Origin of the sequence: Blautia sp. DFI.1.216 (assembly GCF_020594215.1) — a bacterium.
Classification (GTDB): Bacteria; Bacillota; Clostridia; order Lachnospirales; family Lachnospiraceae; genus Blautia_A; species Blautia_A wexlerae.
Window position 1 is genome coordinate 23533 of record NZ_JAJDML010000028.1, and the last position, 25350, is coordinate 48882.

Annotated in this window: 23 protein-coding genes and 1 tRNA gene; 8 read left to right on the forward strand and 16 right to left on the reverse strand. The window is 43.3% G+C overall.

Annotation, left to right across the window (positions count from 1 at the left end; all coding sequences use genetic code 11):
• Positions 1 to 61: 61 nt before the first annotated feature.
• Positions 62 to 298 (reverse strand): hypothetical protein, encoded by a 237-nt coding sequence (locus LJE11_RS11705; protein ID WP_020437247.1) that lies wholly within the window; start codon positions 296 to 298, stop codon positions 62 to 64.
• Between the two features lie 291 nt (positions 299 to 589).
• On the opposite strand from LJE11_RS11705, the gene LJE11_RS11710 reads away from it, so the two are divergent.
• A complete protein-coding gene (locus tag LJE11_RS11710; RefSeq protein WP_008708081.1) occupies positions 590 to 1621 on the forward strand; it encodes a 3-deoxy-7-phosphoheptulonate synthase in 1032 nt (343 codons plus the stop codon).
• Between the two features lie 5 nt (positions 1622 to 1626).
• Complete coding sequence (locus LJE11_RS11715) at positions 1627 to 2364, forward strand: DUF5714 domain-containing protein (protein WP_008708080.1); 738 nt, start codon at positions 1627 to 1629, stop codon at positions 2362 to 2364.
• 75 nt (positions 2365 to 2439) lie between these two features.
• Here LJE11_RS11715 and LJE11_RS11720 read toward each other — a convergent pair whose 3' ends face one another.
• The 8 genes from LJE11_RS11720 to LJE11_RS11755 all read right to left on the reverse strand — a co-directional run bounded on the left by LJE11_RS11720 (position 2440) and on the right by LJE11_RS11755 (position 11582).
• Positions 2440 to 3636 carry a DVU_1553 family AMP-dependent CoA ligase gene (locus LJE11_RS11720; protein WP_227194292.1) on the reverse strand — a complete coding sequence of 399 codons (1197 nt, stop codon included), beginning with the start codon at positions 3634 to 3636 and terminating at the stop codon, positions 2440 to 2442.
• Positions 3633 to 4958, reverse strand: coding sequence for a radical SAM (seleno)protein TrsS (gene trsS, locus LJE11_RS11725; RefSeq protein WP_020437246.1), 1326 nt, complete (start codon positions 4956 to 4958; stop codon positions 3633 to 3635). Before trsS ends, LJE11_RS11720 begins: the two co-directional genes overlap by 4 nt.
• Positions 4955 to 5386 carry a DVU_1555 family C-GCAxxG-C-C protein gene (locus LJE11_RS11730; RefSeq protein WP_008708077.1) on the reverse strand — a complete coding sequence of 144 codons (432 nt, stop codon included), beginning with the start codon at positions 5384 to 5386 and terminating at the stop codon, positions 4955 to 4957. The genes trsS and LJE11_RS11730 overlap by 4 nt, the downstream gene beginning before the upstream one ends.
• Before the next feature lie 3 nt (positions 5387 to 5389).
• The gene (locus tag LJE11_RS11735; RefSeq protein WP_118614289.1) at positions 5390 to 5923 is read right to left on the reverse strand and encodes a class I SAM-dependent methyltransferase; all 534 of its coding nucleotides are present in this window, start codon (positions 5921 to 5923) and stop codon (positions 5390 to 5392) included.
• Positions 5924 to 6145 carry a DVU_1557 family redox protein gene (locus LJE11_RS11740; RefSeq protein WP_005427475.1) on the reverse strand — a complete coding sequence of 74 codons (222 nt, stop codon included), beginning with the start codon at positions 6143 to 6145 and terminating at the stop codon, positions 5924 to 5926.
• Complete coding sequence (locus LJE11_RS11745; protein WP_008708072.1) at positions 6145 to 8439, reverse strand: pyridine nucleotide-disulfide oxidoreductase/dicluster-binding protein; 2295 nt, start codon at positions 8437 to 8439, stop codon at positions 6145 to 6147. The genes LJE11_RS11740 and LJE11_RS11745 overlap by 1 nt, the downstream gene beginning before the upstream one ends.
• An 83-nt stretch (positions 8440 to 8522) precedes the next feature.
• Positions 8523 to 11285 carry a molybdopterin-dependent aldehyde oxidoreductase gene (locus LJE11_RS11750; protein ID WP_055059913.1) on the reverse strand — a complete coding sequence of 921 codons (2763 nt, stop codon included), beginning with the start codon at positions 11283 to 11285 and terminating at the stop codon, positions 8523 to 8525.
• Positions 11286 to 11321: 36 nt separating this feature from the next.
• Positions 11322 to 11582 carry a hypothetical protein gene (locus LJE11_RS11755; RefSeq protein ID WP_118633159.1) on the reverse strand — a complete coding sequence of 87 codons (261 nt, stop codon included), beginning with the start codon at positions 11580 to 11582 and terminating at the stop codon, positions 11322 to 11324.
• Positions 11583 to 11792: 210 nt separating this feature from the next.
• Here LJE11_RS11755 and LJE11_RS11760 point away from each other — a divergent pair, with 210 nt between their 5' ends.
• From LJE11_RS11760 to LJE11_RS11775, 4 genes are all read left to right on the forward strand, one after another.
• The gene (locus LJE11_RS11760; protein ID WP_008708069.1) at positions 11793 to 12722 is read left to right on the forward strand and encodes an NTP transferase domain-containing protein; all 930 of its coding nucleotides are present in this window, start codon (positions 11793 to 11795) and stop codon (positions 12720 to 12722) included.
• Positions 12715 to 13788: a histidine phosphatase family protein gene (locus LJE11_RS11765; protein ID WP_008708068.1), complete on the forward strand. Its 1074-nt coding sequence runs from the start codon at positions 12715 to 12717 to the stop codon at positions 13786 to 13788. Before LJE11_RS11760 ends, LJE11_RS11765 begins: the two co-directional genes overlap by 8 nt.
• A 69-nt stretch (positions 13789 to 13857) precedes the next feature.
• Positions 13858 to 14883, forward strand: coding sequence for an XdhC family protein (locus tag LJE11_RS11770; protein WP_062807448.1), 1026 nt, complete (start codon positions 13858 to 13860; stop codon positions 14881 to 14883).
• On the forward strand, positions 14880 to 15740 hold the full coding sequence (locus LJE11_RS11775; protein WP_008708066.1) for a TylF/MycF/NovP-related O-methyltransferase: 861 nt from the start codon (positions 14880 to 14882) through the stop codon (positions 15738 to 15740). The genes LJE11_RS11770 and LJE11_RS11775 overlap by 4 nt, the downstream gene beginning before the upstream one ends.
• A gap of 197 nt (positions 15741 to 15937) precedes the next feature.
• Here LJE11_RS11775 and LJE11_RS11780 read toward each other — a convergent pair.
• The 5 genes from LJE11_RS11780 to LJE11_RS11800 form a co-directional block, all read right to left on the reverse strand.
• Positions 15938 to 16011: transfer RNA gene (locus tag LJE11_RS11780), tRNA-Arg, on the reverse strand.
• Positions 16012 to 16194: 183 nt separating this feature from the next.
• A complete protein-coding gene (locus tag LJE11_RS11785; protein WP_008708063.1) occupies positions 16195 to 17427 on the reverse strand; it encodes an ABC transporter permease in 1233 nt (410 codons plus the stop codon).
• Complete coding sequence (locus tag LJE11_RS11790) at positions 17420 to 19252, reverse strand: efflux RND transporter periplasmic adaptor subunit (RefSeq protein ID WP_227296003.1); 1833 nt, start codon at positions 19250 to 19252, stop codon at positions 17420 to 17422. The genes LJE11_RS11785 and LJE11_RS11790 overlap by 8 nt, the downstream gene beginning before the upstream one ends.
• A gap of 25 nt (positions 19253 to 19277) precedes the next feature.
• Entirely contained in the window at positions 19278 to 20009 is a 732-nt protein-coding gene (locus LJE11_RS11795) for an ABC transporter ATP-binding protein (protein ID WP_008708059.1), read from the reverse strand.
• A 240-nt stretch (positions 20010 to 20249) separates the two neighbouring features.
• Positions 20250 to 21641, reverse strand: coding sequence for an aminopeptidase (locus LJE11_RS11800; protein ID WP_196027652.1), 1392 nt, complete (start codon positions 21639 to 21641; stop codon positions 20250 to 20252).
• Positions 21642 to 21916: 275 nt separating this feature from the next.
• On the opposite strand from LJE11_RS11800, the gene LJE11_RS11805 reads away from it, so the two are divergent.
• The gene (locus LJE11_RS11805; RefSeq protein ID WP_227296004.1) at positions 21917 to 23659 is read left to right on the forward strand and encodes an ABC-ATPase domain-containing protein; all 1743 of its coding nucleotides are present in this window, start codon (positions 21917 to 21919) and stop codon (positions 23657 to 23659) included.
• 457 nt (positions 23660 to 24116) lie between these two features.
• Positions 24117 to 24854, forward strand: coding sequence for a FadR/GntR family transcriptional regulator (locus LJE11_RS11810; protein ID WP_008708053.1), 738 nt, complete (start codon positions 24117 to 24119; stop codon positions 24852 to 24854).
• 109 nt (positions 24855 to 24963) lie between these two features.
• On the opposite strand, the gene LJE11_RS11815 is transcribed toward LJE11_RS11810, so the two are convergent.
• Together LJE11_RS11815 and LJE11_RS20815 are read right to left on the reverse strand one after the other, a co-directional pair.
• On the reverse strand, positions 24964 to 25254 hold the full coding sequence (locus LJE11_RS11815; RefSeq protein WP_008708052.1) for a DUF6809 family protein: 291 nt from the start codon (positions 25252 to 25254) through the stop codon (positions 24964 to 24966).
• Positions 25255 to 25285: 31 nt separating this feature from the next.
• On the reverse strand, positions 25286 to 25350 hold a 65-nt coding region (locus LJE11_RS20815; RefSeq protein ID WP_420359805.1), incomplete at its 5' end, for a DUF6783 domain-containing protein.

Here is a 25350-nt window from a genome sequence, read left to right on the forward strand (position 1 = left end):
CTGTTATCTTGTTATTTCCTGCATATTCGGGATCTGCAAGTTTCCCATATAGTTGTTTTATCTACATCGGGCAGCTTCTCTTTGATTTCTCATCCAAATCTTCCCGTACGTAGTGTGCATTAAACTCCATGTTAATGTCGCGGATTTCCTTTGTACCATCAATATATTCCTGATACATCTCTGTCAGTCCCGCCATACAGCCATCACAGCTTGCAGAAATATTCCCAAAAGATTCCTCCACAATCTGTTTTCTTTCTTCTCTGGTTGTGTCCTTTATCAAAATACTCTTAATCTCCATAACCTTCACCCCGACTTTCTTTGGTATTCTTTTGATATTTCTTTCCTTATATCTTTTATTTGATTGTAACATCTGAAAGCATTTTTGTGAAGCTAAGAAACAGGCATAAAAAACGGTCTGATTACATTCTCTCAAAATATGTCAGTTTAAAGTGTTAAAGTACTGGAATTTTAGATAACACCATGTTATACTTGTAAAGGAAAATGTGCAGGCAGTCCGGTCAGGTATAAAATATTCCTGAGTTCCGGCATTATCAAAGACCTGCATGTACTTATATGGAGGAAACAGATCATGTCTATGAAAATCAATCACGAGCTCCCTTTACCGGAGGTTCTGAAATCTCAGTACCCTCTCAGCCAGGAACTCAAAGAAGTAAAAAAACAGCGCGATGAAGAAATACGCCGTATCTTCACCGGTGAATCAGATAAATTTATCGTCCTTGTAGGACCTTGTTCCGCTGATAACGAAGATACAGTCTGCGAATATGTACGCAAACTGAAAACAGTGGCAGATAAAGTCTCTGACAAACTGATGATCATCCCGCGAGTTTATACAAATAAGCCCCGTACCACAGGTGACGGTTACAAAGGAATGCTTCATCAGCCAGACCCTGATAAGGCTCCTGACCTTCTTGCCGGAATTATTGCTATCCGCAAGATGCACATGAGAGTTATGCAGGAGACAGGACTCTCTTCTGCAGATGAGATGCTTTATCCTGAAAACCGCAGCTATCTGGATGATATTCTCTCCTATGAAGCTGTAGGTGCACGTTCTGTGGAGAACCAGCAGCATCGTCTCACTGCCAGTGGCATGGATATTCCTGTCGGTATGAAGAATCCTACCAGCGGTGATCTCTCTGTTATGCTGAATTCTGTCACTGCTGCACAGCATCCTCACCACTTCATCTACAGAGGAAATGATGTGGAAACTTCAGGAAATGATCTGGCACACACAATTCTCAGAGGTGGTGTAAACCAGTACGGACAGACTATTCCTAACTACCACTATGAAGATCTGATACATCTGTCTGCTTTGTATGCCAAAAAGGACCTTAAGAACCCTGCCATCATCATAGATGCCAACCACTCAAACTCCAACAAGCAATACAAGGAACAGATCCGTATTGTTTCAGAAGTACTTCACAGCCGTAACTATAATCCAGACCTCAGAAAGCTGGTTAAAGGTGTTATGATCGAAAGCTACCTTCTCGAAGGCCGCCAGGATATCAGTGATCATATGACTCCTGGCTGTTCCATCACAGATCCTTGCCTCGGATGGGAAGATACAGAACGGCTTATCTATGATATTGCTGAGAAATGCTGATTTTTATGGATAATACAAATAATTCCTGCTGTTGTGGAGAGACAGAACATTTTTCAGGCTGCCTGATCTGTGGAGCACCGGTCACATACAGCGTCGAAAGTTCTGTGAAAACCTGTAGCATCTGCCACAAAGAGCAGCTGACAAATGCTGTCTGTGAAAATGGCCATTTTGTCTGTGATGCCTGTCACAGCTATGGTACTTATATACCGGTGATCATAGCCCTCAGAAGCAGCACAGAGAAGGATCCCCTGCTGCTTCTGGAAGAGATCATGGACCTTCCTTCTGTCCACATGCATGGACCTGAACATCATGCCATTGTTCCCAGTGTTCTTCTGACTGCACTTCGCAATAATGGAGAGCGTATGAATTACGATACCGCATTATCTGAAATCTGTAAAAGAGCGAGGCAGGTTCCCGGTGGTACCTGCGGTTACTGGGGAGTGTGTGGTGCAGCAGCAGGTGCCGGAATCTTTATGTCTGTTATGACCGGATCCGGTCCCCTCCATAAGGATGCATGGCCCTTTCCTCAGAAGCTTGTCTCTGTTATTTTATCCAAACTGGCTGATGTTGGTGGTCCGCGCTGCTGTAAACGCACCAGCAGAATTGCTATTGAAGAAGCGATCAGGTTTTACAGGCAGTTCAGCTCTGTAAAGATTCCGCTGTCTTCTGTACTATGTAAATATTTTGAAGATAATAAAGAATGTATCAGAGAGGACTGTCCGTATTATCCTGTGAACAAATAACTATTCATAAAATAAAAAACAGAACGAAATCCGACTGATAGTCAATGGGTTTCGTTCTGTTTTCTAATAGTTTCTCTATAAAATAATACGTTTCGCAGGATACAATGCCCTATCGCTCCATTCTGCTTTTCTGCAGTCCAAAGAAATAATATTCTTCTCTGTGCAGACATTTCTGATCAGTTCTTCTCCGTTATCTGATATAAAAAGTGCTGTGATTTCTTTTTTCCCTCCAACACTCCTTACACAGTAATCTACCAGTTCCGGAAACTGAAACAGTAATTCATCCATTTCTCTCATACTTTTGGACTGGTCGATGCGCCTTACAAAATCCAGACGCCTTACCTCACTTCCGCAGATACATTTTCCGGGGATGATACGTGTATGATCGCCGGTCCTGTATCTGATCAGAGGCTGTGCCTCCATCCCAATGGTTGTGATCACCAGTTCTCCCCATTGACCGTCAGGCAGAACATTTCCCTCTTTATCTATGATCTCTGTGATACAATGATTCTCCCTCATGTGCATGCCCTCATGAGCCTGACAGCAAATCGCACCCCCAAGTCCCATCTCTCTGGAACCATAATGAGGCCAGAGTGGTGTTCCCAAAATTTTTTCTATTGCTTTCATTACTGTTTCCGGACAGGCATCCCCTGATATCAGTGCTCTCTTTATACTGCCTTTTCCACACATTCTGAGCATGGAAAGCAGTGCTGTCGGCATACCTACATAAGTATCCGGCCGCTCCTCTTCCAGAATTGTTTTTAACTCACCATAGGTTTTATTGTTCCCGGTTAAAAGGGGATGTGCTCCTATACGTCTGATTGCGTCTGCGATCAGTTCTCCCAGTCCAGAAGGACCTGAAAACGGCATGGCAACCATAGTCCTGCTTCCCGGATAAATAAACTCACCAAGTCCGGCCATAAAAAGTTCTATGGTATGTTCACAATCTCCTTCTGTATAAAATACACGTTTACCTGCACCTGTTGTTCCGCTTGTCTGTTCTGAAATGATCCTCTGTATTTCTCCCTGAGAGCACAGTAACATCCTGCCCCCTTTCTGAGCAAGGTCGGATTCCGTTGTAAAGGGAAGGGTTTTCAGATCATCAAGGCTTTCCAGCCTTTCCGGCAGATCTCTATAAAATCCCTGCCTTTCTTTTTCTCTTTTCAGAACAGCATTCAGTTTATCCAGCTGTATTTTGTTTATTGTTTCCCTTGTAATATCTGTAATTTTTTCCTGCCTACAGATCATTGCATCTATATTGGATCGTTTCACTTTCTGTATAAATATGTTCCTTTCAGATTAGTCAGATTATATGCACAGAACGGTACCATTCCGTGATCAGGATCCACTTCACAGATATAACAGCGTTTCAGACGGTCAAGATCCAGATTCCAGGCATCCTGAAAGATCATACCTGATACTGCAAAGGTTTCATTATGTATCCGGATCAGAAACTCATCTAGCGCATCTGTCTGTGTCATTTCTCCCTCATCATAGGTTTTTGTACTGTAGCTCCACTGATTTTCCACATACTGCCTGGAATCATCACTGGTAGTACAGCAGCATCCTTTTCCTGATTTTTTTTCAAGAAGCTTCAGTTCCTGCTCTCCTTTTCTCAGATAACTTGCATGAAAGGAGCAGTAGGGATTCTCTGCGCCGCCGCCTGCAAAATCCTCAATTTTCATCAGTCCCTCTGTCTGTTCTTCAATAAGCCTCAGCATCTTTGGTATGGTGATGGGATTTTGGGGGCGCTTCTGGGAACATCTGCCAAAATAACTGATAGGCTGAAAATGTACGCCACGAACAAAGGGCATATGATCCAGACCAAATTTCAGGATATCCCCTACCTGCATATCATTTACTCCCGGCGCAATGACCGGCACAAGAGCAATACCAAGCTCTGCTTCTGAGCAGTTTAAGACCGCCTTTTTCTTCAGTTCCATCATAGCCTGTCCACGTAAAGTCTCATAAACCTGATCTGTCACACCGTCAAACTGAAGAAATACTGTATTCAGTCCTGCTTTTTTCAGCTTTCCGGCATACCCCTCCTCCCTGGCAAGCCGGATCCCATTGGTATTTAACTGAAAAAATGTAAATCCTTTTTCTCTTCCCATATGTATGATTTCAGGCAGATCGTCCCTCATGGTTGGTTCTCCTCCTGAAAGCTGTATATTAAAGGGACCTCCGTGAGCCATCAGAAAATCATACTGTTTTTCTATTTCACAGATGGGAATATCTCCCTTTTCCCTGTCTTCTCCTGCTGAAGCAAAGCAGACAGGACAATGCATATTACAGCGTTTTGTAACTTCCAGGATCATACAGCAGCCTTTTCTTTCATGTTCCTCACAGAGTCCGCAATTATCCGGACAGGATTTTTCTTTAACCTTCGGATTTACAGGCGTTTCTGCTGAGAGATTTTCTCTTCCCCAGGAAAGATAATCTGCTGCATTTCCTTCCCAGATCAGGGTCTGAAATTTTCCATGAGCATTGCATTCCTTTACCAGATAGATCCCGTCTTCACCGATACCTTTTATGGCAGGAACTACCTTCATACATTCCGGACAGACACTCTTTGTTTTGCCGATGGTGATCAAAGCTTCAGTACCTCCCGCTCTGTCAGAATTTCCATAACTTTTGTATAAGTATCTGCAATAAGTCCAGGACATTTCTCCATGATCACACCCCAGTCCAGATGAGTGATATCCTTACAGTAAAAAGCTCCGAATTCTTCCTCTGTCTTCTGGCGGAACCACTGATATAATTCCTGTACAGCCGGTTTCATCTGTGCATCTTCCTTCTCCTCAGGAGCCAGATTTCCGAGAAAATATCCGATGGCACAGGCACTTCCTGTCAGACATCCGCAGGTATCTCCACAGTAACCGATTCCTCCGCCAAGGCCTCCCATTGCCTTTACAAGCTGTGGATTTTCCTCTCCTATGGTTTCCAGAGTCATGATCATAATGATCTGTGAACAATGATATCCCATGCTACCTAATTCCATTATTCTTTCGTAAAGATCCATACATTACTCCTTTCTGCCAACCACCATGGTATAGCCTATTTTTCTGCCTTTGTATTCTTTTTGCAGAAGCTTATGATCCTCGCAGCAGAATGAATCATTCCAGATTGCTTCCAGATAATATTCTCTCCAGAGAGCAGTCTGATCCTCCTGACAGAGAATCGTAAACCCTGTTTCTTTCACAATTTCCAGAAGATTGCCCGGATCCAGATCTGACAGCAAAAGAAATCCTCCCTTTTTCAGTACACGCCAGCATTCAGAGACTGCCTTTTTCTGATCTCTGCTGACAAAAAATGCACACTGGCTGATACAGAGATCCATACTGTCTGCTGCATACTGAAGGGTCAGAAAATCTCCCTGCTGCACCTCACTGCTTCGCGGAGCAAAATCCACACCCTGCACATTCAGACCAAATGCTTTCATGATCCGCACGGTCTCTCCCTCTCCTGCTCCCAGATCCAGAGCTTTCATTCCTTTTTTCAATTCTATGCTTTTCAGAAGATGAATTGTCTGCTCTTCCCCTCCGGGGTGTCTGTTCATCTATTTATCCTCCAGTGCACGTTCCACTGCCAAAACCTTTCCAAGAGCCAGCTCTTCCGGAACATAGACAAAGCCACATTTGGGACAGACCGGCATCTCAACAGGAAAACCGTTCTCCAGATACATAAATTTTGCTTTTCCCTTTACAAGAGGAACCTTGCATTTCATGCAGGTCAGCTTTCCCTCAGGATCAATGGTATAATATGTTCTCTCTACTGCCATTACTGTCCCACCCTTTTCATAATATTCATTCTATGACTGTATGCTCTGCGTACCAGATACCCTTCTTCTGTTTCCACAAATCTCACCCAGAATGTAACATTTCCAAGTCTGCTCCTTGTCACCAGTTCTTTTGTCTCTTCATCAAAGATCGCTTCCTGATTTTCTCTGTAATCTGATAATACACGCTCCACATCGCTTTTCAGGATCATACGTTCATCCATCATACTGATGGCATCTTCTGTATATGCAACGGTATAATCTTTTTTCTCCATCATCAGTTCCTCATTCCATATATTTTTTAAAAGCTTCTCTTTTAGCTCAAGCCGGTTGTAGCGTTTCTCACTGATATCCGGCATATTGGCGGCATTTATACCATACAGAAGTTCCAGGATATGTCTGGATTCCCTGCCTTCCCTGACAAATCGGTCCCTGCATGCCATGCAGTACGTTATATATGGGGAATCGGATCGTTCCAGACACTTTTCTGTCATTTTATCTGCCATCTCTTTATTAGCGTAGGCAGTCAGTCCGCCGTATCCGCAGCAGGGAGACAGATCTCTGGAATATTCTGTATTTACAACAGTGCACCCCATATCTGCAAGAAGCTCTCTTATTGTATCCTGTGTCTGTGTATCTCCCCTGGCACCGCAGGCATCATGTATTGCAACAGGTATCTCCAGTCCTTTTGCCTGTCCGGGAAGTCCGATTTCCTTTAAGATCTCCCAGATTCCTGTGACTTTGGCGCCAAGACTCTCTTTTAACTGTTTCATACAGCTTGGACAGCCTGCTATAATCATAGGATCTCCCAGTTTTGCAAGCTCCTGCTTCAGCTGTTCATTTACCTTTTCTGTCATTTCATAGCGTCCTGCCCATTCACTGATAGCACCACAGCATCCCAGCATCAGAGCAACACCGCCCTCTGTCCTCCTGCACAGATCCTCATATGCCTCTGTGACAACATCCGGCGCTATAGCTCCTGCCTGACATCCTGGGAAAAATACATATCTACAGGTTTCATATCCCGGCTGAGGTCTGCATAAGAAAGCCTCCGAATTGGAGAACAGCATATCCATCAGTGCAAATTCATGAGGTGCCAGAGGCATTTTGTCTGTAGATACCATGTTTTCTCTTGCAGATTTGCAGACCTGGCTCATATCAAACCCATTTGGACAGGTTACAGTACACTGTCCGCAGAGTGAACAGGAATTCATCGGTTTATTCATCTGGTGATCTCCCATAATGATCTGGGTATTATTATAAATCTCACGTGCAAGAAGACCCGGATGCTTTTTATATTCCCTTAAATAGACACAGCTTTTCATACACTCATCACAGTGACACTGAATGCACCGCTTTGCTTCCTCAACAGCTTCTTCTTTTGAATATCCATCTGTGCTGCAGGGAATCTTTTTGGAGCCTTTCATCCCGTCCATATTTGTATAGAGCCTGGTGGTAACTGCTCCTTCACTGCCTCTGTTGCTGTGGGGCGAAAGATTCTGTACAAGGAGGTCTACAGTCAGGGCAGCTCTCTTTGCAGCAAAAGCTGCATCCATCACAGACCGGACCGGACCGCTGACAATTCCCGCCTGTTCTCTCAGCATGATCTCTGCGTCTGCTGTTTCCTCTGGAGCCAGCTTTTTGGCCACCTCCTCTGAAGCACAGACCACATCTGCCTCCTTCATTTTCGCTCTGATAAACGGAAGGTCAAGACTGCATCCGAATTCAAAGGAAAGGTCCATGGAACTGAGACGTTTTACCTCATTTTTGCGATCTGATTCCAAAAGCTCCGGAGCTGCTGCTGCAATATAGGCTTCATAATCTTTCTCCTGACAGTAAATGGTTGCAGGATACATCTTCTTTTCCAGTTCCCCTGCAAGAAACAGCGGGAACAATCCTGAGCCAAAGATCACAGCCTTTTTTTTCTTTCTGATACGAAATACACTGCTCCGTTTTCCAGGTTCCCCATATCGTACAATGGCACGCTCTACTTCACGTATGGATATGCCATCACCCAGCTCACAGAGTCTGCATTTTTCCTCACATGGTGCAGTACATCCGTTACAGAGGATCATGGGAAATGGTGTGATCTTTTCATAAATAGCCAGAGCTTTCTTAAAGTTTCCTTTTGCAGCATAAAACAGCATTTCTTTTGTATCTGCTTTGAAAGGACAGGCTGCAACACAGTACGCCGGCTGTTCATGAACACAGAGGCTGATCATATGATCCATCTCTTCCTTTGACATTCGATTTACGTGATAAACATGAGTGGAACCTCTTTCCTGTATATATGTCATAACCCGATACTCCTTTCATTTCCAAAGGGGAGACAGTCTCCCGTCTCCCCTTATTATATCACATGATAAAATTATACTGACAGTTATTTCTCAAGTTCCTTTAATGCTGCAAGAACCTTTTCAGGACGGGCAGGAACACGTGTGATACGTGCGCCTGTAGCATTGTAGATCGCATTCAGGATTGCAGGATGAGGAGCATCCAGCGGAGCCTCACCACAGCCGGCAGCACCGTAAGGACCGCTTGGGCGATATGTTTCATTGAAATGAAGTTCAATATCATCCGGCGCATCATTTGGATACGGAATGCCACAGTTCTTCAGAGAAGTATCATGGTTCAGATCCTCGAAATCTTCTGTAAGAGCAAGACCAATACCCTGTACAAGGCCGCCGTAGAAGTTGCCTTCTACAAGAAGTCTGTTCATGATGGTACCTACGTCAGCCACACAGGTGAATTTTTCAACTTTAACTTTACCTGTTTCTGTATTAACAGCAACTTCCGGAAGGAAGATCGTATACATGTAGGTTGCAAACGGATCACCCTGTGCTGTATCCTGATCGATCGGATGATCTGCACAGAAGGTTGTCACCCAGTTACCTTCATATTTTGTTGCAAGACCCTCAGCCACCATCTCATCATAAGTACGGAAGGTTCCGTCTTCTTTCTTCATGGCTGCCACAAGGTTTTCTGCTGCCAGACGACATGCATTACCTGACATAACCTGTGAACGTGATCCACCTGCAGGACCTGCATTAGGACATGTCTTGGTATCATTCATAACAAGTTTGATCTGTTCCGGTCTGATTCCTGCCTGACGAAGTGTTTCATGTGATGATACAAGAACCCCCATATCAGCGCCCTGTCCGTGATCTTCCCATGCAGCATACATTGTAACTGTTCCATCCGGATTCAGCTCTGCAAATGCGTTTGATGTATCAACACCATCAAGACCACAGCCATATACACCGAGAGATACACCGATACCATATTTGATCTTGCCATCAGAAGCTGCATTCTTTTCAGCCACACGTTTCTTAGCTGCTTCATACAGTGGACGAGCTGTCTTGAACAGTTCTTCTTCACAGTATACTTCAGGCGGATAACCTGTAGGGATCGTACTGCCTTCTGATTCTTTGTAACAGTTCATTTCACGGATATCGAAGGGGTCGATTCCCATCTTTGCAGCCAGAACATCTATCGCAATCTCAGATCCCATATAAGACTGAGGAGATCCGTAAGCACGGAATGCTGAACCCCATGCATGGTTTGTAAACACTGTTGTAGATTTGTTACGGATAGAATTGATTCCATAGCCTGCACCTGTAAACTGGGAAAGTCTCATTGTAAGCAGATCACCGAATTCTGAGTATGGACCATGATCCACATAGTTATTGCCCCAGAGTGCAAGAAGCTTACCATTTTCATCTGCTGCAAGCTTGATATTCATAAATGCAGGGGATCTCTTTCCTGTATAAGTAATATTCTGGAACTGATTAAATACCAGAGACACAGGACGTTCAAGGATCTTAACAGCAGCGCCGATCAGAGCCTCATTTGTAGGAGAGAACTTGTAACCAAAGGTTCCTCCTGCATGGTTCTGAACAATTCGTAAGTTCTCCATTGGCACACCGATACCATCAGCGATCATAGGCATATGCAGATGGATACCAATGGATTTGGAATGAACAGTTATCATACCGTCTTCGTCAATGTAACCATAACCGCAGTCCGGCTCAAGATGAAGATGAGGCTGACGTGAACAGTAAGATTCGATCTCAACCTGCTGTGAATCCGGAATGCTGTCCCAGTCAAAATCAGGACCCTTGATACAGTTTGTCTCAAAGAATGCGTTCGGAATACCGGGATGAATCTCTGCCGCATCCGGTGCGATGGCATCCATTGCATTCATATATGCAGGAAGCTCTTCGATCTCAACTTTAACTGCTTCTGCTGCTGCCCTTGCATGCTCTTCTGTATCAGCAGCTACGATGGCAATCGCATCACCAAACTGGAAGATTTTTTCATCGCAAAGTACAGGACGTTCGAAACCGTCTGTCTTGTTGTGTTTTGGAAGCATTACAAGACCATTGATCTTATTGGTTCCGCCTGCTGCCTTAATATCTTTTGCTGTGATAACACGAACAACACCAGGCATACTCTCTGCTTCTGCTGTGTCAATATTGAGAATATTTGCATGAGAAACCTTTGCCTGTGTAAGAGCAAGGCGAAGTGTTCCTGATGGCATCTTTAATGCATCATCTGCACCAAAATCCCAGGTACCTGTTACCTTCTGTGCTGCTGACGGACGGATATAATTTGTTCCAACAATAGAATCACCTGTCTGTTTGAACACAAGGTCTTCCTTTGTCATCTCGCCGCGCATAACTGCTGCTGCAGCCATAGTAGCATCGATCAGCGGCTTATAGCCTGTACAACGGCAGAGATTACGCTGTTTGTTAAACCAGTCTCTTACCTCCTCACGGGTAGGACTTGGATTATTGTCCAGAAGCACTTTTGCTGAAATAATAAATCCCGGTGAACAGAAACCGCACTGTGCGCATCCATATGCCATCCATGCAACCTGGATTGGATGCATATCAGAAAGTGTTCCCACACCTTCAATGGTTGTGATCTCTGCATGATCGGGAACACGGCTCATCTTGTAGATACAGGATCTTGTGACTTTTCCGTTCATAATAACATTACAGGCTCCACAGTGACCTTCACCGCAGCCAATCTTACATCCTGTAAGAAGAAGGTGATCACGGAGCACCTGCGCCAGTGTCTCATCCTTATCAAGAATAAGTATTCTCTCAACACCATTAATCTTCAATGTCTTTTTAATCATGTCCCATTCCTCCTTTTAAAAAAATTCATTTCAATCTTACTGATCTTCAGGCTTATGTGTTCCGCACGAATCATGGTCAGCTCCCCTGCCTGTCAGATCTTTCAGTCTCTCTATTCCTCTGGCGGAATAGAAAACAATGGAAGAGCTGCTCCCGTCCAGATTCTCACCGCTGAGCTTTAAAACATTTGCATTCTCATAATAATCGATGGGAAGCGTCCGGTTATATACAACCCCTGTACGCTCATCTTTTACCTGTACAGTAACTTCTTTTGCGGTAATCTCAAAAATCTTATCCATAAAAAAGTTCTCCTGTCCACGTTATTTTATATATCCATACTACCATAATTTTGCACAATTATACAAATTACAAATAATTAATAGTTGGCTATTTTATATATTGCAGACAATTTTATTTTGTTTTATTTAAAATTTTAACTATTTTTATTCTTTTATATGTTATAATAATATCAAATTTGTATAATATCATTGAAAGAAGGAGGTATCTAAATGCAGACAGGCGCCCTCATCGTGGCTGCGGGGAAATCATCACGAATGGGAGACTTTAAACCCATGCTTCAGCTTGGCTCCATTTCCATCGCACAGCGCGTGATCAATAATTTCCGGCAGGCCGGAATCTCCAAAGTAGTAGTGGTAACCGGATATCATGCAGATGTTCTGGAATGCCACCTGGCTTCCAATAATGTAGTCTTTCTTCGAAATGAGAACTATGCAAACACTCATATGTTTGATTCTGTCCGAATCGGACTTGAGTATCTGAAAGACAAAGTGGATACGGTACTCTTTACACCTGTTGATGTTCCGCTGTTCACAGCCCAGACAGTCACTCAAATGCTCTCTCTGGGGCGTCCCCTTGTAACTCCGGTCTGTAATGGCAATCCCGGTCATCCCATTCTGATCCGTTCCACACTGATTGATTCCATCCTAAGTGATGACGGAAAATCAGGACTTAAAGGTGCTGTGGATAACTGCGGGGAACCCATGTATTATCTTAATGTAAAGGATCCCGGTATTATTCATGATGCTGATACACCAGAGGATTATGCTGAACTTCTCCGCATACACAACCAGAGTCTGATCCGTTCTGAAATCCATATTCAGCTAGCCCGGGAAAAAGTTTTTTTTGATGAAAAACTCTATTCGCTGCTTACACTGATCCATGAAACAGGATCTGTCCGCGATGCCTGTGAGCGCATGCACATTTCCTATTCTACCAGCTGGAACCTGATCCATACCCTGGAATCACAGCTTCATGAACCTCTGATCATCAGAAGCCAAGGCGGTACAAGGGGAAGCCATAGCGAACTGACACCATACGGCGAAGAATTTCTGAAACGATATGCCCGTTTTTCAGAAGAAACACGTTCCTGTTCAAAAAAAATATTTGAAGAATGTTTCGGAGGGTTTTTAAATGCGTAACCTTTATCTGGTCCGGCATGGAAAACCACAGTATCCGGATGAACATTCTTACTGTGTAGGACAGACAGATTTCTCTCTATCCATGCTTGGACATCTGCAGGCAGTCCTTCTTAACGAAGAATTGTCCGATAAAATATCAGGGGTATACTGCAGTCCTTTGTTAAGAGCAGTTGAGACAGCAGGCCATATGGCACCTGAGCTTCCACATATCATTGTTTCTGATCTGTCAGAACGAAATCTGGGAGAATGGGATGGCCTTTCTTTTGATGAAATACGCCAGAGATGGCCGGACATTTATAAAGCGCGTGGGAATAACCCTGATCATCCGATCCCGGGAGCAGAAACTCCTGCTGCATCTGGTTTTCGCTTTTCGCAGGCAGTTCATAAGATTCTTTGCGCTTCTGAAGGTGATATTGCAGTGGTAACTCATACAGATGTAATCTCTTCTTATTTACATGCATTACATTCTGATATGTACAGCAGGCAGCGGTTTCGTCTGCCCTGCGGCTCTTACTATCATCTGGAAGTGAATGAAAAAAATAATATTTCTTTCTCTGATCCCAGTTATATACTGCCTCATCCTGAATTAAATGACGGACTATGTCTCAGGCTTCGCAATGCTGTTTCTCTGCCCCGTCATGTACAAGCTCACAGTGATGCTGTTACTGAACTTGCCTGTTGTTTATGCAATATGCTGGAATCCAATGGTTATATCTTTGACCAGAAGCTTGTTCGCTCCGGTGCACTTCTGCATGATATTGCCAGACTTCAGAGGCATCACGCGAAAACAGGCGGTGAACTTTTCTTACAGTTAGGTTATCCTGAGATCAGCCAGATCATTTCACAGCACCATGGTCTGTTGGAAGCCACGCTGGATGAAGCAGCTATTGTATTTCTGGCTGATAAACTGATTCAGGAAACACAGCGTGTAACCATAGAAAAAAGATTTGCCGACAGCATGAGTAAATGCAAAAGTCCGGAAGCTCGCAAAGCTCATGAGCAGCAGTTAGAACAAGCCCGCAAACTGCAGGACATGATACAATCACTCTGCCATATCACGCTTTAGTTCAGGCGGGCAGACGTACACAACTGGAGCAGAAAAATCACTTAATTTAGTTAGGAGGTATTTTATTATATGAGAACATTATTTCAGACAATAAAACAACAATTCCTGGAGGGAAACGATCTTGTACTTGTTTCCGTTACAGCATCCTCAGGGTCTACACCAAGAGGTGCCGGTTCCCGCATGCTGGTCGGAAAAAACGGCAGAATTTCCGGAACCATCGGAGGTGGAGCTGTAGAATATCGTGCTGAATGTATGGCATTGGATATTCTTGAAAAAAAGGAATCCTGCGAGCATGAATTCCGGCTGAATCATAAAGATGTTGAAAATATTGGTATGATCTGTGGTGGTGATGTTACGGCCTTTTTCCAGTATCTTGATCATAACGATCCGATTATTATGGAAATCACGGAAACTGCTGAAAAATTCTATGAAGAGCGAAAAGATTTCTGGCTGATCTGCGATCTTCTCACCACCTCCGGTGTGAGCCTCTACAGTCCTGCATGCGGTCTCATCGGAACTGCCAATGTTCCTTCTTCTGTATTATCTTCTTTGTCTACAAAGCCACACCGATATCACAGTGAAGATTATGATCTGTTTTCTGAACAGATTGGAACCTCAGGAACTGTCTATGTATTCGGCGGCGGACATGTCTCACAAAAGCTTGTCCCAATCCTTGCAAGCGTTGATTTTCGCTGTGTTGTCCTGGATGACCGGCCGGAATTTACAAATCCTGCTCTTTTCCCAGGAGCAGTTGAAACAATACTTTGTGATTTCAACCATCTGGACCAGTATGTTTCTATTACAGCTGCTGATTATTGCTGCGTCATGACACGTGGACATTCCTATGATACCATTGTACAGGCACAGCTTCTCGCTACACCTGCATGTTATATAGGCGTCATTGGAAGCCGTGCAAAAAAAGCTGCTGTATTTCGCCGTCTGATTGAAGAATACAACATTAATGAACAAGATTTAAACCATATCATCTCACCTATAGGACTGGAGATCAAAGCAGAAACACCGGCTGAAATCGCCATCTCCATCACAGGACAGATGATCCAGGTTCGCGCTGACAGAAAGGCTACATCAAAATGATGGCAAAATCAGTATATAAAACTGTAATATTTGGTGCCGGACAAATTGGACAAATGACCGCAAGACTTCTCAGCAGTCCCTGTCAGCTCCTGTGCTTTGCTGATAATGACCCCCATAAACACGGATCATATATTGGAAATATTCCAGTCTGTTCTCCGGATACTGCAGCAGCACTTCTCCCGGATCTGGTCATCCTGGGAGTTCTGGATGAAGAACGGCGCAATTCTATGATAAAGCAGATGGAAAACTTAGGTTATCACGGACCTTTTCGTGATCCCTCCGTCCTTCGCATGTTTGACGCACGGGTTGCTGTTATGCGTCTTTTATCTGAGCAGATCTATCAATTGGATATTCCGGGAAATGTTGCAGAACTAGGTGTTTTTCGAGGTGAATTTTCTTCCCTAATCAGTGCAGCCTTTCCAGACCGAAAAATCCATCTTTTTGATACTTTTGAGGGCTTTTCAGAAAAGGATATCACAATAGAAGCCTCCGGTAATCTGTCCCGTGCCAAAACAGGTGATTTTTCTTCTACTGATATTGACTCTGTTCTTCATGTTATGCCTGATCCTACACGTACTGTGATCCACAAAGGATGGTTTCCGGATACCTTTTCCGATGTCACAGATGAAACTTTTTGTTTTGTATCTCTGGACGCAGATCTCTATGCTCCAACTGCAGCCGCACTTCCTCTGTTCTATGAACGCCTGGCCACCGGAGGAGTTCTCCTGATCCACGATGTGTACAGTACACAGTTTTCCGGATGTCGAAAAGCGGTCGGGGAATTCTGTCTGAAAAACCATCTGTTTGCAGATCCTGTATGCGATCTGCATGGAAGCGCAATGATCCGAAAATTATAAAAAGAAACGCCGGAACCGGTATTTACCGGAACCAGCGTTTCTTTTTCATTTATTTATTGTATAGCCCTTTTCCACGTCCATGCCTAACCTTTATAAAGTTCCTTTCAGAACATTTTCCAACGCTTCTCATGGAAGTAATTTCAGGACTGGCCAATCAAAAAAATAACCGCTAGAAGCCTTGATTTCTAGCGGTTCTACGTGCGTTAGAGGATTCGAACCCCCGGCCTTTTGGTCCGTAGCCAAACGCTCTATCCAGCTGAGCTAAACGCACATCCTTGTGAAGTTCTTATCTCGTGTCCCTCACAACAATGAGTATTCTACTCTATACTGGAACATTTGTCAACACTTTTTTTGAATTTTTTATTTTTTTCTTTTGATTCGCAAAATTATAACAATTTACAACTATTCTGTAATGATATCAGAACACCAAAATACCATCGCAGTCCTGTTTTCATTAATTCCGCCGCAAAGCCTCGATCGGGCTCAGTTTTGCTGCTTTCTTCGCAGGATAAATTCCAAAGAATACTCCCACAGCACAGGAAAACAAAGTCGCCGCCATAATTGTACTCAGGCTGATTCCCGGAGTGATGGACATTCCCATACTGCTGCTTATGATTGAACAGATCACATATCCGCCAATCACACCCAGAACAATTCCTATCACCCCTCCAATCACCGTCAGAATTGCCGCCTCTGCCAGAAACTGCATCATAATAGAAGAGGTTTTCGCTCCCAGTGACTTACGGATACCAATCTCTCTGGTACGTTCTGTTACGGAAACCAGCATAATATTCATAACGCCGATACCGCCAACCAGAAGGGAAATTCCCGCCACAAAGGAGATAAAAGCAGTCACCATATCCAGCATCTGATTCATAGAGCTCATAATATCCTGAAAGCTCTGTACCTGAAAGTAATCTTTTCCTGCACACTGATGTCTTTTTTCCATCAGTTTTACCACTTTGTCAGCAACATCCTGACTGTTTAAGCTCTTATCTGCCTGCATTGTTACTGAGAAAAAGTAATCGGATACACCGGTGAATTCATTCATTGTAGTATAGGGAACATTAATAGTCACCGGCATTCCCTCATAAGTATAACTGACAAAGGTTCCATTTTCTTTCTGGGTTGTCACCCCGCAGATACGAAGACTTTTGGTCAGTCCATAACAATTGACATCTACAGTCATTCCAACCACATCATCTGTGCCAAAGAGTCTTTTTGCATCTGCATCGGAAAGCACACAGACATTTTTGGCTTCCTGAACTTCATTTTCCCCGAAATATACTCCATGCTTCATGGTGGCATTATTTAACAGCTTTGCATCCGGTCCCTCACCCGTCAGCATAAGAGAAAAATTTCCCTTACCTGTGGTAGTTTCTCCACTGAATGAATCCGAAACATTTACTCCTTCTATACCGTCTACCGCCCGGATTGCTTCCACATCATCCGCAGTGATCCACTCCTCATCTGTCTGTGCCTCATCGCTGACACTGATGGCAATCTGCCCGCCGCCGATATCATCAATTTCACTGTTCATCTGGTTCTTGGTTCCTTCACCCACAGATACAATGGCAATTACAGAAGCAATGCCAATGATAATGCCAAGCATAGTCAGAAAAGAACGTCCCTTATTTGCCATAATGTTATGGACTGCCATCTTGATATATTCATACAGATTACTCATCGGCATCCTCTCCTGTCTGTTCAGGAACTGCCTGTACTTCCATTCCCTCTGTGTAATCACCCAGATCTGCGATTACTTCTTCTCCTTCTTTAATTCCGTCCGTAATTTCCACATAATCCTCTGAGCTGATTCCTGTGGTAATATTTCTCTTTGTCACCAGTCCATCTTCTATCACATAGCAGAAGGAGCCTTCTTTTCCGATATTGACCACTTCCACAGGAAGAGTCACCACATTTTTCGCAGAAGCCGCATGAATCTTAACCTTGGCATCTACTCCCAGGAAAATATCTTCATCCGGATTATCAATGCTTACTGTTGCTGAAATGACCGGCGTTCCTTTTTCATTCTGCACCGCAATATGACTCATTTTTGTTACAGTACCCTGATAAGTATTATCCCCCAAGGTAATCTCAACAGACTGCCCCTCTTTCACTGTATTATAATCATATTTAGAGAGAGTCACATCCACACTTGCCTTGTCTGTATTCTCAATAGTAAACAGTTCCATACCCTGAGTAACTGCTGCTCCCTGCTTAATATCTGCCTTGGATATGATTCCGTTAAATTCCGCGGTGATTCCTTTCTTTCCTTCCTTCACCAGCTCCTCGGCTGATTTTGCGTCCAGTTCGGAAAGATTATCTGTTACTTTCAGTTTCTCTTTTTCTTCTTTTGTCAGGCTTGTGGAATCTGCCTCTGCGATAGCTTTCTCAGAAGCCAGATCTGACTGAAGCTCTGCAAGTTCATCGCTTGCTGTCTCAAGTGCACTTTCCAGAGCAGAAGTATCCGCAGTTACTGTCCCGCCATCACTTCCACTGTAATCATATCCGTAGGAGGAAGAATCTTCCCCATCGCTGTCATCTGCATCTGAACCGTCTGAAATTCCCCATGAGTAATCTGCACTGCTTTCTGTGAAATCAGAAAGTACCGGCATTTTCGGTGTCTGTTGCTTAAGATCATTATAAGTCTGCTGTGCCTGCTGCATTGCGAGCTGTGCCTGTGTTCTTGCAGCCTCCGCATTATCCAGAGCCTGTGTATTCTCATCTGAAGGGTCTGCCTGCCATGTTGCAAATGCCATCTGATATGTGGTGTCTGCCTGATTATAATCGCTTTGTGCCTGATTATACTGTGCATTCAGATCTGAGAGCTGCTGCTGGTACTGCGGAAGAGTCTCCGTCTTGTATGTATAAAGTGCGGCCTGATATTTACTCTGGATTTCCTCCTGTTTCTTTGCCTCTGCCTGGGCTTTTGCCTGAGCTTCCTGCTGCTGTGCCTGAGCCTGAGCTGCTGCCTGTGCGGATGCCTGAGCTGCCGCTTCACGCTGTGCCGCTGCTGCTGCCGCTGAAATCTGTGATTTCAGAGACGAGACATAAGCTTTTTTATCCTTTATTTTCTTCTCAAGCTCCTGAACATTCTTTTTGGCATCCTTCTGCTTCTTCTCTGCTTTGTCAGATTTATTTCTTGTATCCTTTGTATCATACTTTGTTGATTTCAGATTCAGTTCTGCTTTCCGATTATCTTTCTCCAGATCCTCTGTATTAAACTCGATCAGTTTTGTTCCCTTTTTCACCACATCTCCCTGGGCAAAAGAAACCGTTTTCAGCTCTGCATTTACAGGAGAATAATAGGTCTTCTCCTCTTCACTTCCCACTGTTCCTGTAGCATCTACAATTTCCTCAACATCACCCTTCTCTGCAATTACCACCTGAACCTGCGGGATCTGATTTTCTGTGGAATTCCTCTGACCTGCTACTGTAACTCCGCCGGCAACAACGAGAACAGCCGCTGCTCCAATAATAATTTTCTTTTTACTTTTCTTTTTTTTCATAATATTTGTCTCCTTGTAACCGGGTTTATGCATCCAGCTGATTTTTTATATATTCTTCTTTCCCATAGTTTTTATTGATAAAATCTGACTCTATCTTTCCATCCATAATTCTGACTACACGCCTTGCCTGAGCAGCAATCCCATTATCATGTGTGATCAATATGACCGTTTTTCCCTGCTCATGCATACTTTTAAGAATCTGAAGAATCTCCTTACTGGATGCAGAATCCAGATTTCCTGTAGGTTCATCTGCCAGGATCACCGGTGGCTGGGCCGCGATTGCTCTTGCAATAGCCACCCTCTGCTGCTGTCCTCCTGACATTTCATTTGGTCTGTGATCCATACGTTTCTCAAGCCCTACCATGGTCAGTGACTCTACTGCCAGCTTATGTCTCGTTTTTCTGTCTACCCCTCTGTAAACCAGCGGTAGTTCCACATTTTCAATTGCAGTCAGATTTGAGATCAGATTAAATCCCTGAAAAATAAATCCGATCTCCCGGTTTCTGACTTCTGAGAGTTCATTATCTTCCATTGTGGACACATCAGTTCCATTCAGAAAATATTCGCCGGATGTAGGCACATCCAGACAACCCAGCATATTCATAAATGTAGACTTTCCCGAACCTGACTGTCCGATAATAGCAACAAACTCACCCTTATTAATTTCCAGATTAATATGATCCAGCGCCCGTACTTCATTCTCGCCGGGATTATATATTTTACACAAATCTTTTACTCTGATCAGCGCTTCCTCCATCTTTCCCTCCTGTCTATTAAATATCCTGCTCCAATCCAGATCTTACAGAATCGCAACCTGTCTTTCGTAAGATATCAGAAATACCTTTTACAATCATAACCTCACTTATATGTTAAAAGGGCAGCGCTTCAGTTTTCCAAAAGCTCTGCCCTTATCTGCGGAATCTGCAAGTCTCTGTTATCAGAAACGATACAGCTTCCACGATTTCTTCATATTTTTATTCCGCATCTGCCTGACTTTTTATGCTTCCAGCAGAAATGCCTTATATGCTTTCTTAGCTTCGTAAATATCTGCCTTACTTGTCACTTCCCATGGTGCATGCATACTGAGCACTGCCACACCGCTGTCAATGACTTCCATTCCATAAAGCGCTGCGATATAAGCGATTGTTCCGCCTCCGCCTACATCAACTTTACCAAGTTCAGCTGTCTGGAACGCAACTTCATGGCTGTCAAAAATATTTCTGACTCTTGCCACGTATTCTGCATTTGCATCATTCGAGCCGGATTTACCTCTTGCTCCGGTAAATTTATTTAATACGATACCTCTTCCAAGATAAGCTGCATTCTTTTTCTCAAATGCCTCCCCATAAGCCGGATCATAACCAGCACTTACATCAGAGGAAAGCATACTGGAATTCTTCAGAGTTCTTCTCAATCTCAGATCACTGTAGCATCCCATTACATCCAGAAGTTCAGCCACTGCGTTCTCAAAGAAACGTGACTGCATACCGGTTGCACCTACGCTTCCAATCTCTTCTTTATCAGTAAACAGACAGCAGGAAGTGTGTTTCGGGGTGTCCATCCCAAGCATTGCAAGCAGAGAAGTATATGCGCACACTCTGTCATCCTGTCCATAAGCAGCGATCATACTTCTGTCCAGACCACACTCTCTTGCTTTTCCTGCCGGTACGATCTCCAGCTCTGCAGAAAGAAAATCTTCCTCTTCCATATCATACTTCTCTTTAAGGATATTCAATACATTCTGTTTTACTGCCTCTTTCTTCTTATCATCTTCCATGTCTTTCAGTGGTCTGCTGCCGATCAGGATGTCCAGATTCTCTCCCTCGATCACTTCTGTCGCTTTTTTTTGCATCTGCTTTCCTGCAAGATGGATCAGAAGGTCTGTGATATATACGATCGGATCATCCTCATCCTCACCGATATTTACTTCTGCTGTACTTCCGTCTTTCTTTACCACTACGCCATGGATTGCCAGGGGAAGAGTCACCCACTGGTATTTCTTAACACCACCATAATAATGGGTATCCAGATATGCAAGATCCGTATCCTCATATAATGGATTCTGTTTGACATCAAGACGTGGAGAATCAATGTGTGCTCCCAGAATATTCATTCCCTCAGAAATATCATCCTGTCCGATATGAAACAGTGCAATGATCTTCTTCATTCCGACTGTATAAACTTTATCTCCTGCTTTCAGTTTCTCACCCTTCGCAGTCTTCTCTTCCAGAGATTCATAACCTGCTGCCCGTGCTTCTCTGATGATCTGCGTCACACATTCACGCTCTGTTTTTCCCACATTAAGAAAATTGCGATACGCTTTTGCAACCTGCTCCAGTTCTTTTTCTTCTGCTTCTGTATAAGAAAGCCATGCATTTCTACGTTCCATTTACTGTTCCGCCTTTCTTTATGACTGTCATTCATAGTATTGCTTTGATAACGGTAACTATTCATCAGTTCGCTATTATGTAATGATATTGAACAATTACCTGTTTTTCATTATAAAACATCCTCTGAAAATTTTCCATATGATTAATATTTATTTGTCAGTGGACATTATGATTCATTTCCGCTATAGTTGATGGCAGGTTAATGTTTCTCCTCTCAAATTCATTATTTGCGAGGATTATTATAAAAATATCTGCAATACCAGGAGGTTCTGTCATGAAAAATTCAGAGGAACTGCGTCAGCAGCTTCGTTCCATAAACCGCAAAAGTTATCCGGCATATAAAGGGCTGAAAGGTCTGTATCATTTTGGAAATTATATTCTGTCCATCGACCATGTGCAGGGAGATCCTTTTGCTTCTCCCTCTCATGTCAGCATTCAGATTTCACACAGAGATGCCGGATTTCCCGTCGAATATTATAAAGATACACTTACCGGGACTACTCTTTGCGACTATCTTACACGTCAGTTTGAAAAACAGGTCAGTCAGTACAGCTTTCGTGCAAAAGGCTCCGGCAAAAGCGGCCTGCTCACTGTCAGTCATTGTGGTCAGGAGATTCTTTCCCGGACAGCCTGTGAAATAACAGAAAAAGGCATAACCGCCCGCTTTTTTGTGGGCTTCCCTGCTAATGGCCGCACGATCAATGCCACTGAACTGGAGAAAATCCTTTTTGATTTTCTGCCTGTATGCATTCAAAAATCCTTTTTCTATTCCAGCCTTAATGCAAAGGAATTACAGAATTATATAGAGCTTGCAGAGGATCAGGAATTTATCCGTCAGACGCTACCCGCAAAAAATCTCTGCGCATTCATAGCCGACGGCTCCATCCTCCCAAGAGAAAGCGGTATTTCCTCCCGCCCTATGAAAGCTTCCATTCCCTTTACTTCTCCGGACAGTCTGCGCATTTCCATAAATCTTCCCCATAAAGGAAAAATCACAGGCATGGGGATTCCAAAGGGAATCACTCTGATCGTAGGCGGTGGATATCATGGCAAATCCACGCTTCTGAATGCACTTGAACTTGGTGTATACAATCATATCCCCGGAGATGGACGTGAATACGTGATCACAGATGCAACTGCTGTCAAACTGCGTTCAGAAGATGGCCGTTTTATCAAGGATGTGGATATTTCCATGTTTATAAATGATCTTCCAAACAAGAAAGATACCCGCTGTTTCTCTACACTGGATGCCAGTGGAAGCACTTCCCAGGCAGCCGGTATCGTAGAAAGCATGGAAGCCGGAAGCCACCTTTTTCTTCTTGACGAAGACACCTCCGCAACTAACTTCATGGTTCGCGATGCTTTCATGCAGCAGGTTATTCAGCGTGAGAAAGAGCCGATCACTCCGTTTCTGGAGCGTGCAGAAGATCTTTATAAAAAAGCAGGGATTTCTACAATTCTTGTTGCCGGAAGTTCCGGGGCATTCTTTCATATTGCAGATACAATTATCCAGATGGACAATTACGTTCCAAAAGATATTACAACTTCTGTCAAAAAATTATGCAGCCAATATCCTCTGCCTGCTGTTTCAGTTACTGATTTTCAGCTTCCGCACAGCCATCGCATTATGAGCAGACCTGCCGAATCTTCTAAGCGCCTCAGACATAACAGTCGTGGAAATCATTCCGATTCCGGTGCCACAAAACCTGAGCGCCTGAAAACCAGAATCTCCGGAACAGATGGCTTCTCTCTCGGCAGACAGGAGATTGATCTCCGCTATACAGAACAGCTTATTGACGCAGAACAGACCGCTGCCTTAGGTCTCCTGCTGAAATATGCAGTTGAACATCTGGCAGACGGCAGACGTACCCTGCCTGAGATTGTGCAGTTTCTCTGGAAAAATCTCTCTTTACATGGTCTGTCCTTTTTTACGGAGAATCAAAAAATTTCCTGTGGTTACGCTACTCCCCGTATTCAGGAAATTTATGCCTGTCTTAATCGTTACAGAGGTTTATAAGAAAGAATCCTGCTTCAGTGACATAATAAAATCACCGCTTCTCCGTCGATCTTGTCGGCTAAGCGGTGATTCACGTTCATTTTACACTTTTTAGGGAAAGGAAAGATTTTCTCTTAAGGTACGTCATTTCCTTAAGATGTAAATATCATAACCTATAAATGTGAGAGAAATTTGTCTAATTTCTAATATAATTATAAAATTTATAAAAAAACTGCAAAAATTTGTTACTGTTCACTCCGTTCTCAGCAACACAAAAATTTTACACTTTTAGAAATTTTGTAGGAATCAGTTGCATCTCCCTTTCAATCCGTTATAATATTAGATGTATGTAACTATTTAATAATCAAAGAAATCTCTGCGGAACAGTTATCTGATATAGAGCTGCACACTCGAATCCGCATCTTACGCGATTGGTATAGTTATTTACGAAACGATGTACCAGGAAAGAGGAAAATAAATGTTTAGAAAAATAGATAAAACCAGTACATTCAACGATGTTCTGAAACAAATTATCGAAAATATCCAAAACGGAGAATTACAACCCGGCGATGCACTTCCTGCTGAACGTATTCTGGCAGAAGAATTCGGAATCTCCAGACCAGCATTACGAGAAGTCCTGAAGGCTCTTTCCCTGCTCGGGATTACTGTCAGCGTACATGGCGGTGCCAATTATATTGCAACTGATCTTCACAGCTGTCTTACTGAACCTCTGTCTATCATATTTCAAATGTACAACAGCAAAATTCAGGATGCATTGCAGCTTCGAGGCGCACTGGAAAGCAAAGCTGCTTTTCTCGCCGCCCAAAACTGTACACCGCTGGATGCTGCTGAACTCCAGCTTATCATTGCCAGACTGGACAGCACTCAGGATGAAAAAATCCGCGGTGATCTGGATCGTGATCTGCATCTGAAAATTGCTCAGATTTCTGCCAATCCATTAATACTGAGTGTATTAAATGCCTCTGCACAGATTACTGAAAATATGATCGTTGGAATACGTTCCTATCTTATGCAGAAAAATAACGATGCACCGGAGATTGATTCCCAGCACACTCGGCTTGTTCAGGCAATAACCAATAATGATGCACCTCTTGCAGAAAAAGTTATGAACGAACATATGCATACTATAGAATATCTCCTGAATGAAATTACGTCTGACAACCTCACAATTTCTGATAACGTTCAACAACCATAAATTATCCTGATCATGTTATCAAAAATTATATGTCAGACCCACTTATCAAACCTATGGCAATCCTCTAAAATCATACTTTATCTGGAGAATTGCCATATCTGCTTTACAATCATTCTGTTTCTTCACTGAAAATCTCGCACATCAGCCTTGCCCCTGTTTTAAATCCCATGGCAAAACTTTCTTCCAGCTCCTGTGGATATATTTCCATATGTTTATTCATCAGTTCATCCAGTTCTTCAGCAAGCTCATCTGTCAGTTGAACTCTCAATTTCTGATAGCACTGGTATGCCTTCTCTTTTTTCTCTTTACATAAATCATCATGCATTACTGACATTTCATTTTTTTCTCTATTGTCATTATCCATATACATACCATACAGTTTCCGAATCACATTTTCCATATATTTACCCAGTCTCTCTGAAAATATTTATTTACTGCATTCTAGAGCGTGTCTGAAAAAGGCTTTCTGCAAGATGTGCGTCACAATTTGTGGGAT

What these genes read in the sequence shown, in the direction of transcription:
- LJE11_RS11785 (WP_008708063.1), bottom strand. Translation starts at nt 17,427, where the DNA reads ATGAGTAATCTGTATGAATATATCAAGATGGCAGTCCATAACATTATG.
- LJE11_RS11735 (WP_118614289.1), bottom strand. Translation starts at nt 5,923, where the DNA reads ATGAACAGACACCCCGGAGGGGAAGAGCAGACAATTCATCTTCTGAAA.
- LJE11_RS11755 (WP_118633159.1), bottom strand. Translation starts at nt 11,582, where the DNA reads ATGGATAAGATTTTTGAGATTACCGCAAAAGAAGTTACTGTACAGGTA.
- LJE11_RS11790 (WP_227296003.1), bottom strand. Translation starts at nt 19,252, where the DNA reads ATGAAAAAAAAGAAAAGTAAAAAGAAAATTATTATTGGAGCAGCGGCT.
- LJE11_RS11815 (WP_008708052.1), bottom strand. Translation starts at nt 25,254, where the DNA reads ATGGAAAATGTGATTCGGAAACTGTATGGTATGTATATGGATAATGAC.
- LJE11_RS11800 (WP_196027652.1), bottom strand. Translation starts at nt 21,641, where the DNA reads ATGGAACGTAGAAATGCATGGCTTTCTTATACAGAAGCAGAAGAAAAA.
- LJE11_RS11715 (WP_008708080.1), top strand. Translation starts at nt 1,627, where the DNA reads ATGGATAATACAAATAATTCCTGCTGTTGTGGAGAGACAGAACATTTT.
- LJE11_RS11750 (WP_055059913.1), bottom strand. Translation starts at nt 11,285, where the DNA reads ATGATTAAAAAGACATTGAAGATTAATGGTGTTGAGAGAATACTTATT.
- LJE11_RS11760 (WP_008708069.1), top strand. Translation starts at nt 11,793, where the DNA reads ATGCAGACAGGCGCCCTCATCGTGGCTGCGGGGAAATCATCACGAATG.
- LJE11_RS11775 (WP_008708066.1), top strand. Translation starts at nt 14,880, where the DNA reads ATGATGGCAAAATCAGTATATAAAACTGTAATATTTGGTGCCGGACAA.
- LJE11_RS11745 (WP_008708072.1), bottom strand. Translation starts at nt 8,439, where the DNA reads ATGACATATATACAGGAAAGAGGTTCCACTCATGTTTATCACGTAAAT.
- LJE11_RS11730 (WP_008708077.1), bottom strand. Translation starts at nt 5,386, where the DNA reads ATGGATCTTTACGAAAGAATAATGGAATTAGGTAGCATGGGATATCAT.
- LJE11_RS11765 (WP_008708068.1), top strand. Translation starts at nt 12,715, where the DNA reads ATGCGTAACCTTTATCTGGTCCGGCATGGAAAACCACAGTATCCGGAT.
- LJE11_RS11705 (WP_020437247.1), bottom strand. Translation starts at nt 298, where the DNA reads ATGGAGATTAAGAGTATTTTGATAAAGGACACAACCAGAGAAGAAAGA.
- LJE11_RS11710 (WP_008708081.1), top strand. Translation starts at nt 590, where the DNA reads ATGTCTATGAAAATCAATCACGAGCTCCCTTTACCGGAGGTTCTGAAA.
- LJE11_RS11810 (WP_008708053.1), top strand. Translation starts at nt 24,117, where the DNA reads ATGTTTAGAAAAATAGATAAAACCAGTACATTCAACGATGTTCTGAAA.
- LJE11_RS11770 (WP_062807448.1), top strand. Translation starts at nt 13,858, where the DNA reads ATGAGAACATTATTTCAGACAATAAAACAACAATTCCTGGAGGGAAAC.
- LJE11_RS11795 (WP_008708059.1), bottom strand. Translation starts at nt 20,009, where the DNA reads ATGGAGGAAGCGCTGATCAGAGTAAAAGATTTGTGTAAAATATATAAT.
- LJE11_RS11805 (WP_227296004.1), top strand. Translation starts at nt 21,917, where the DNA reads ATGAAAAATTCAGAGGAACTGCGTCAGCAGCTTCGTTCCATAAACCGC.
- LJE11_RS11740 (WP_005427475.1), bottom strand. Translation starts at nt 6,145, where the DNA reads ATGGCAGTAGAGAGAACATATTATACCATTGATCCTGAGGGAAAGCTG.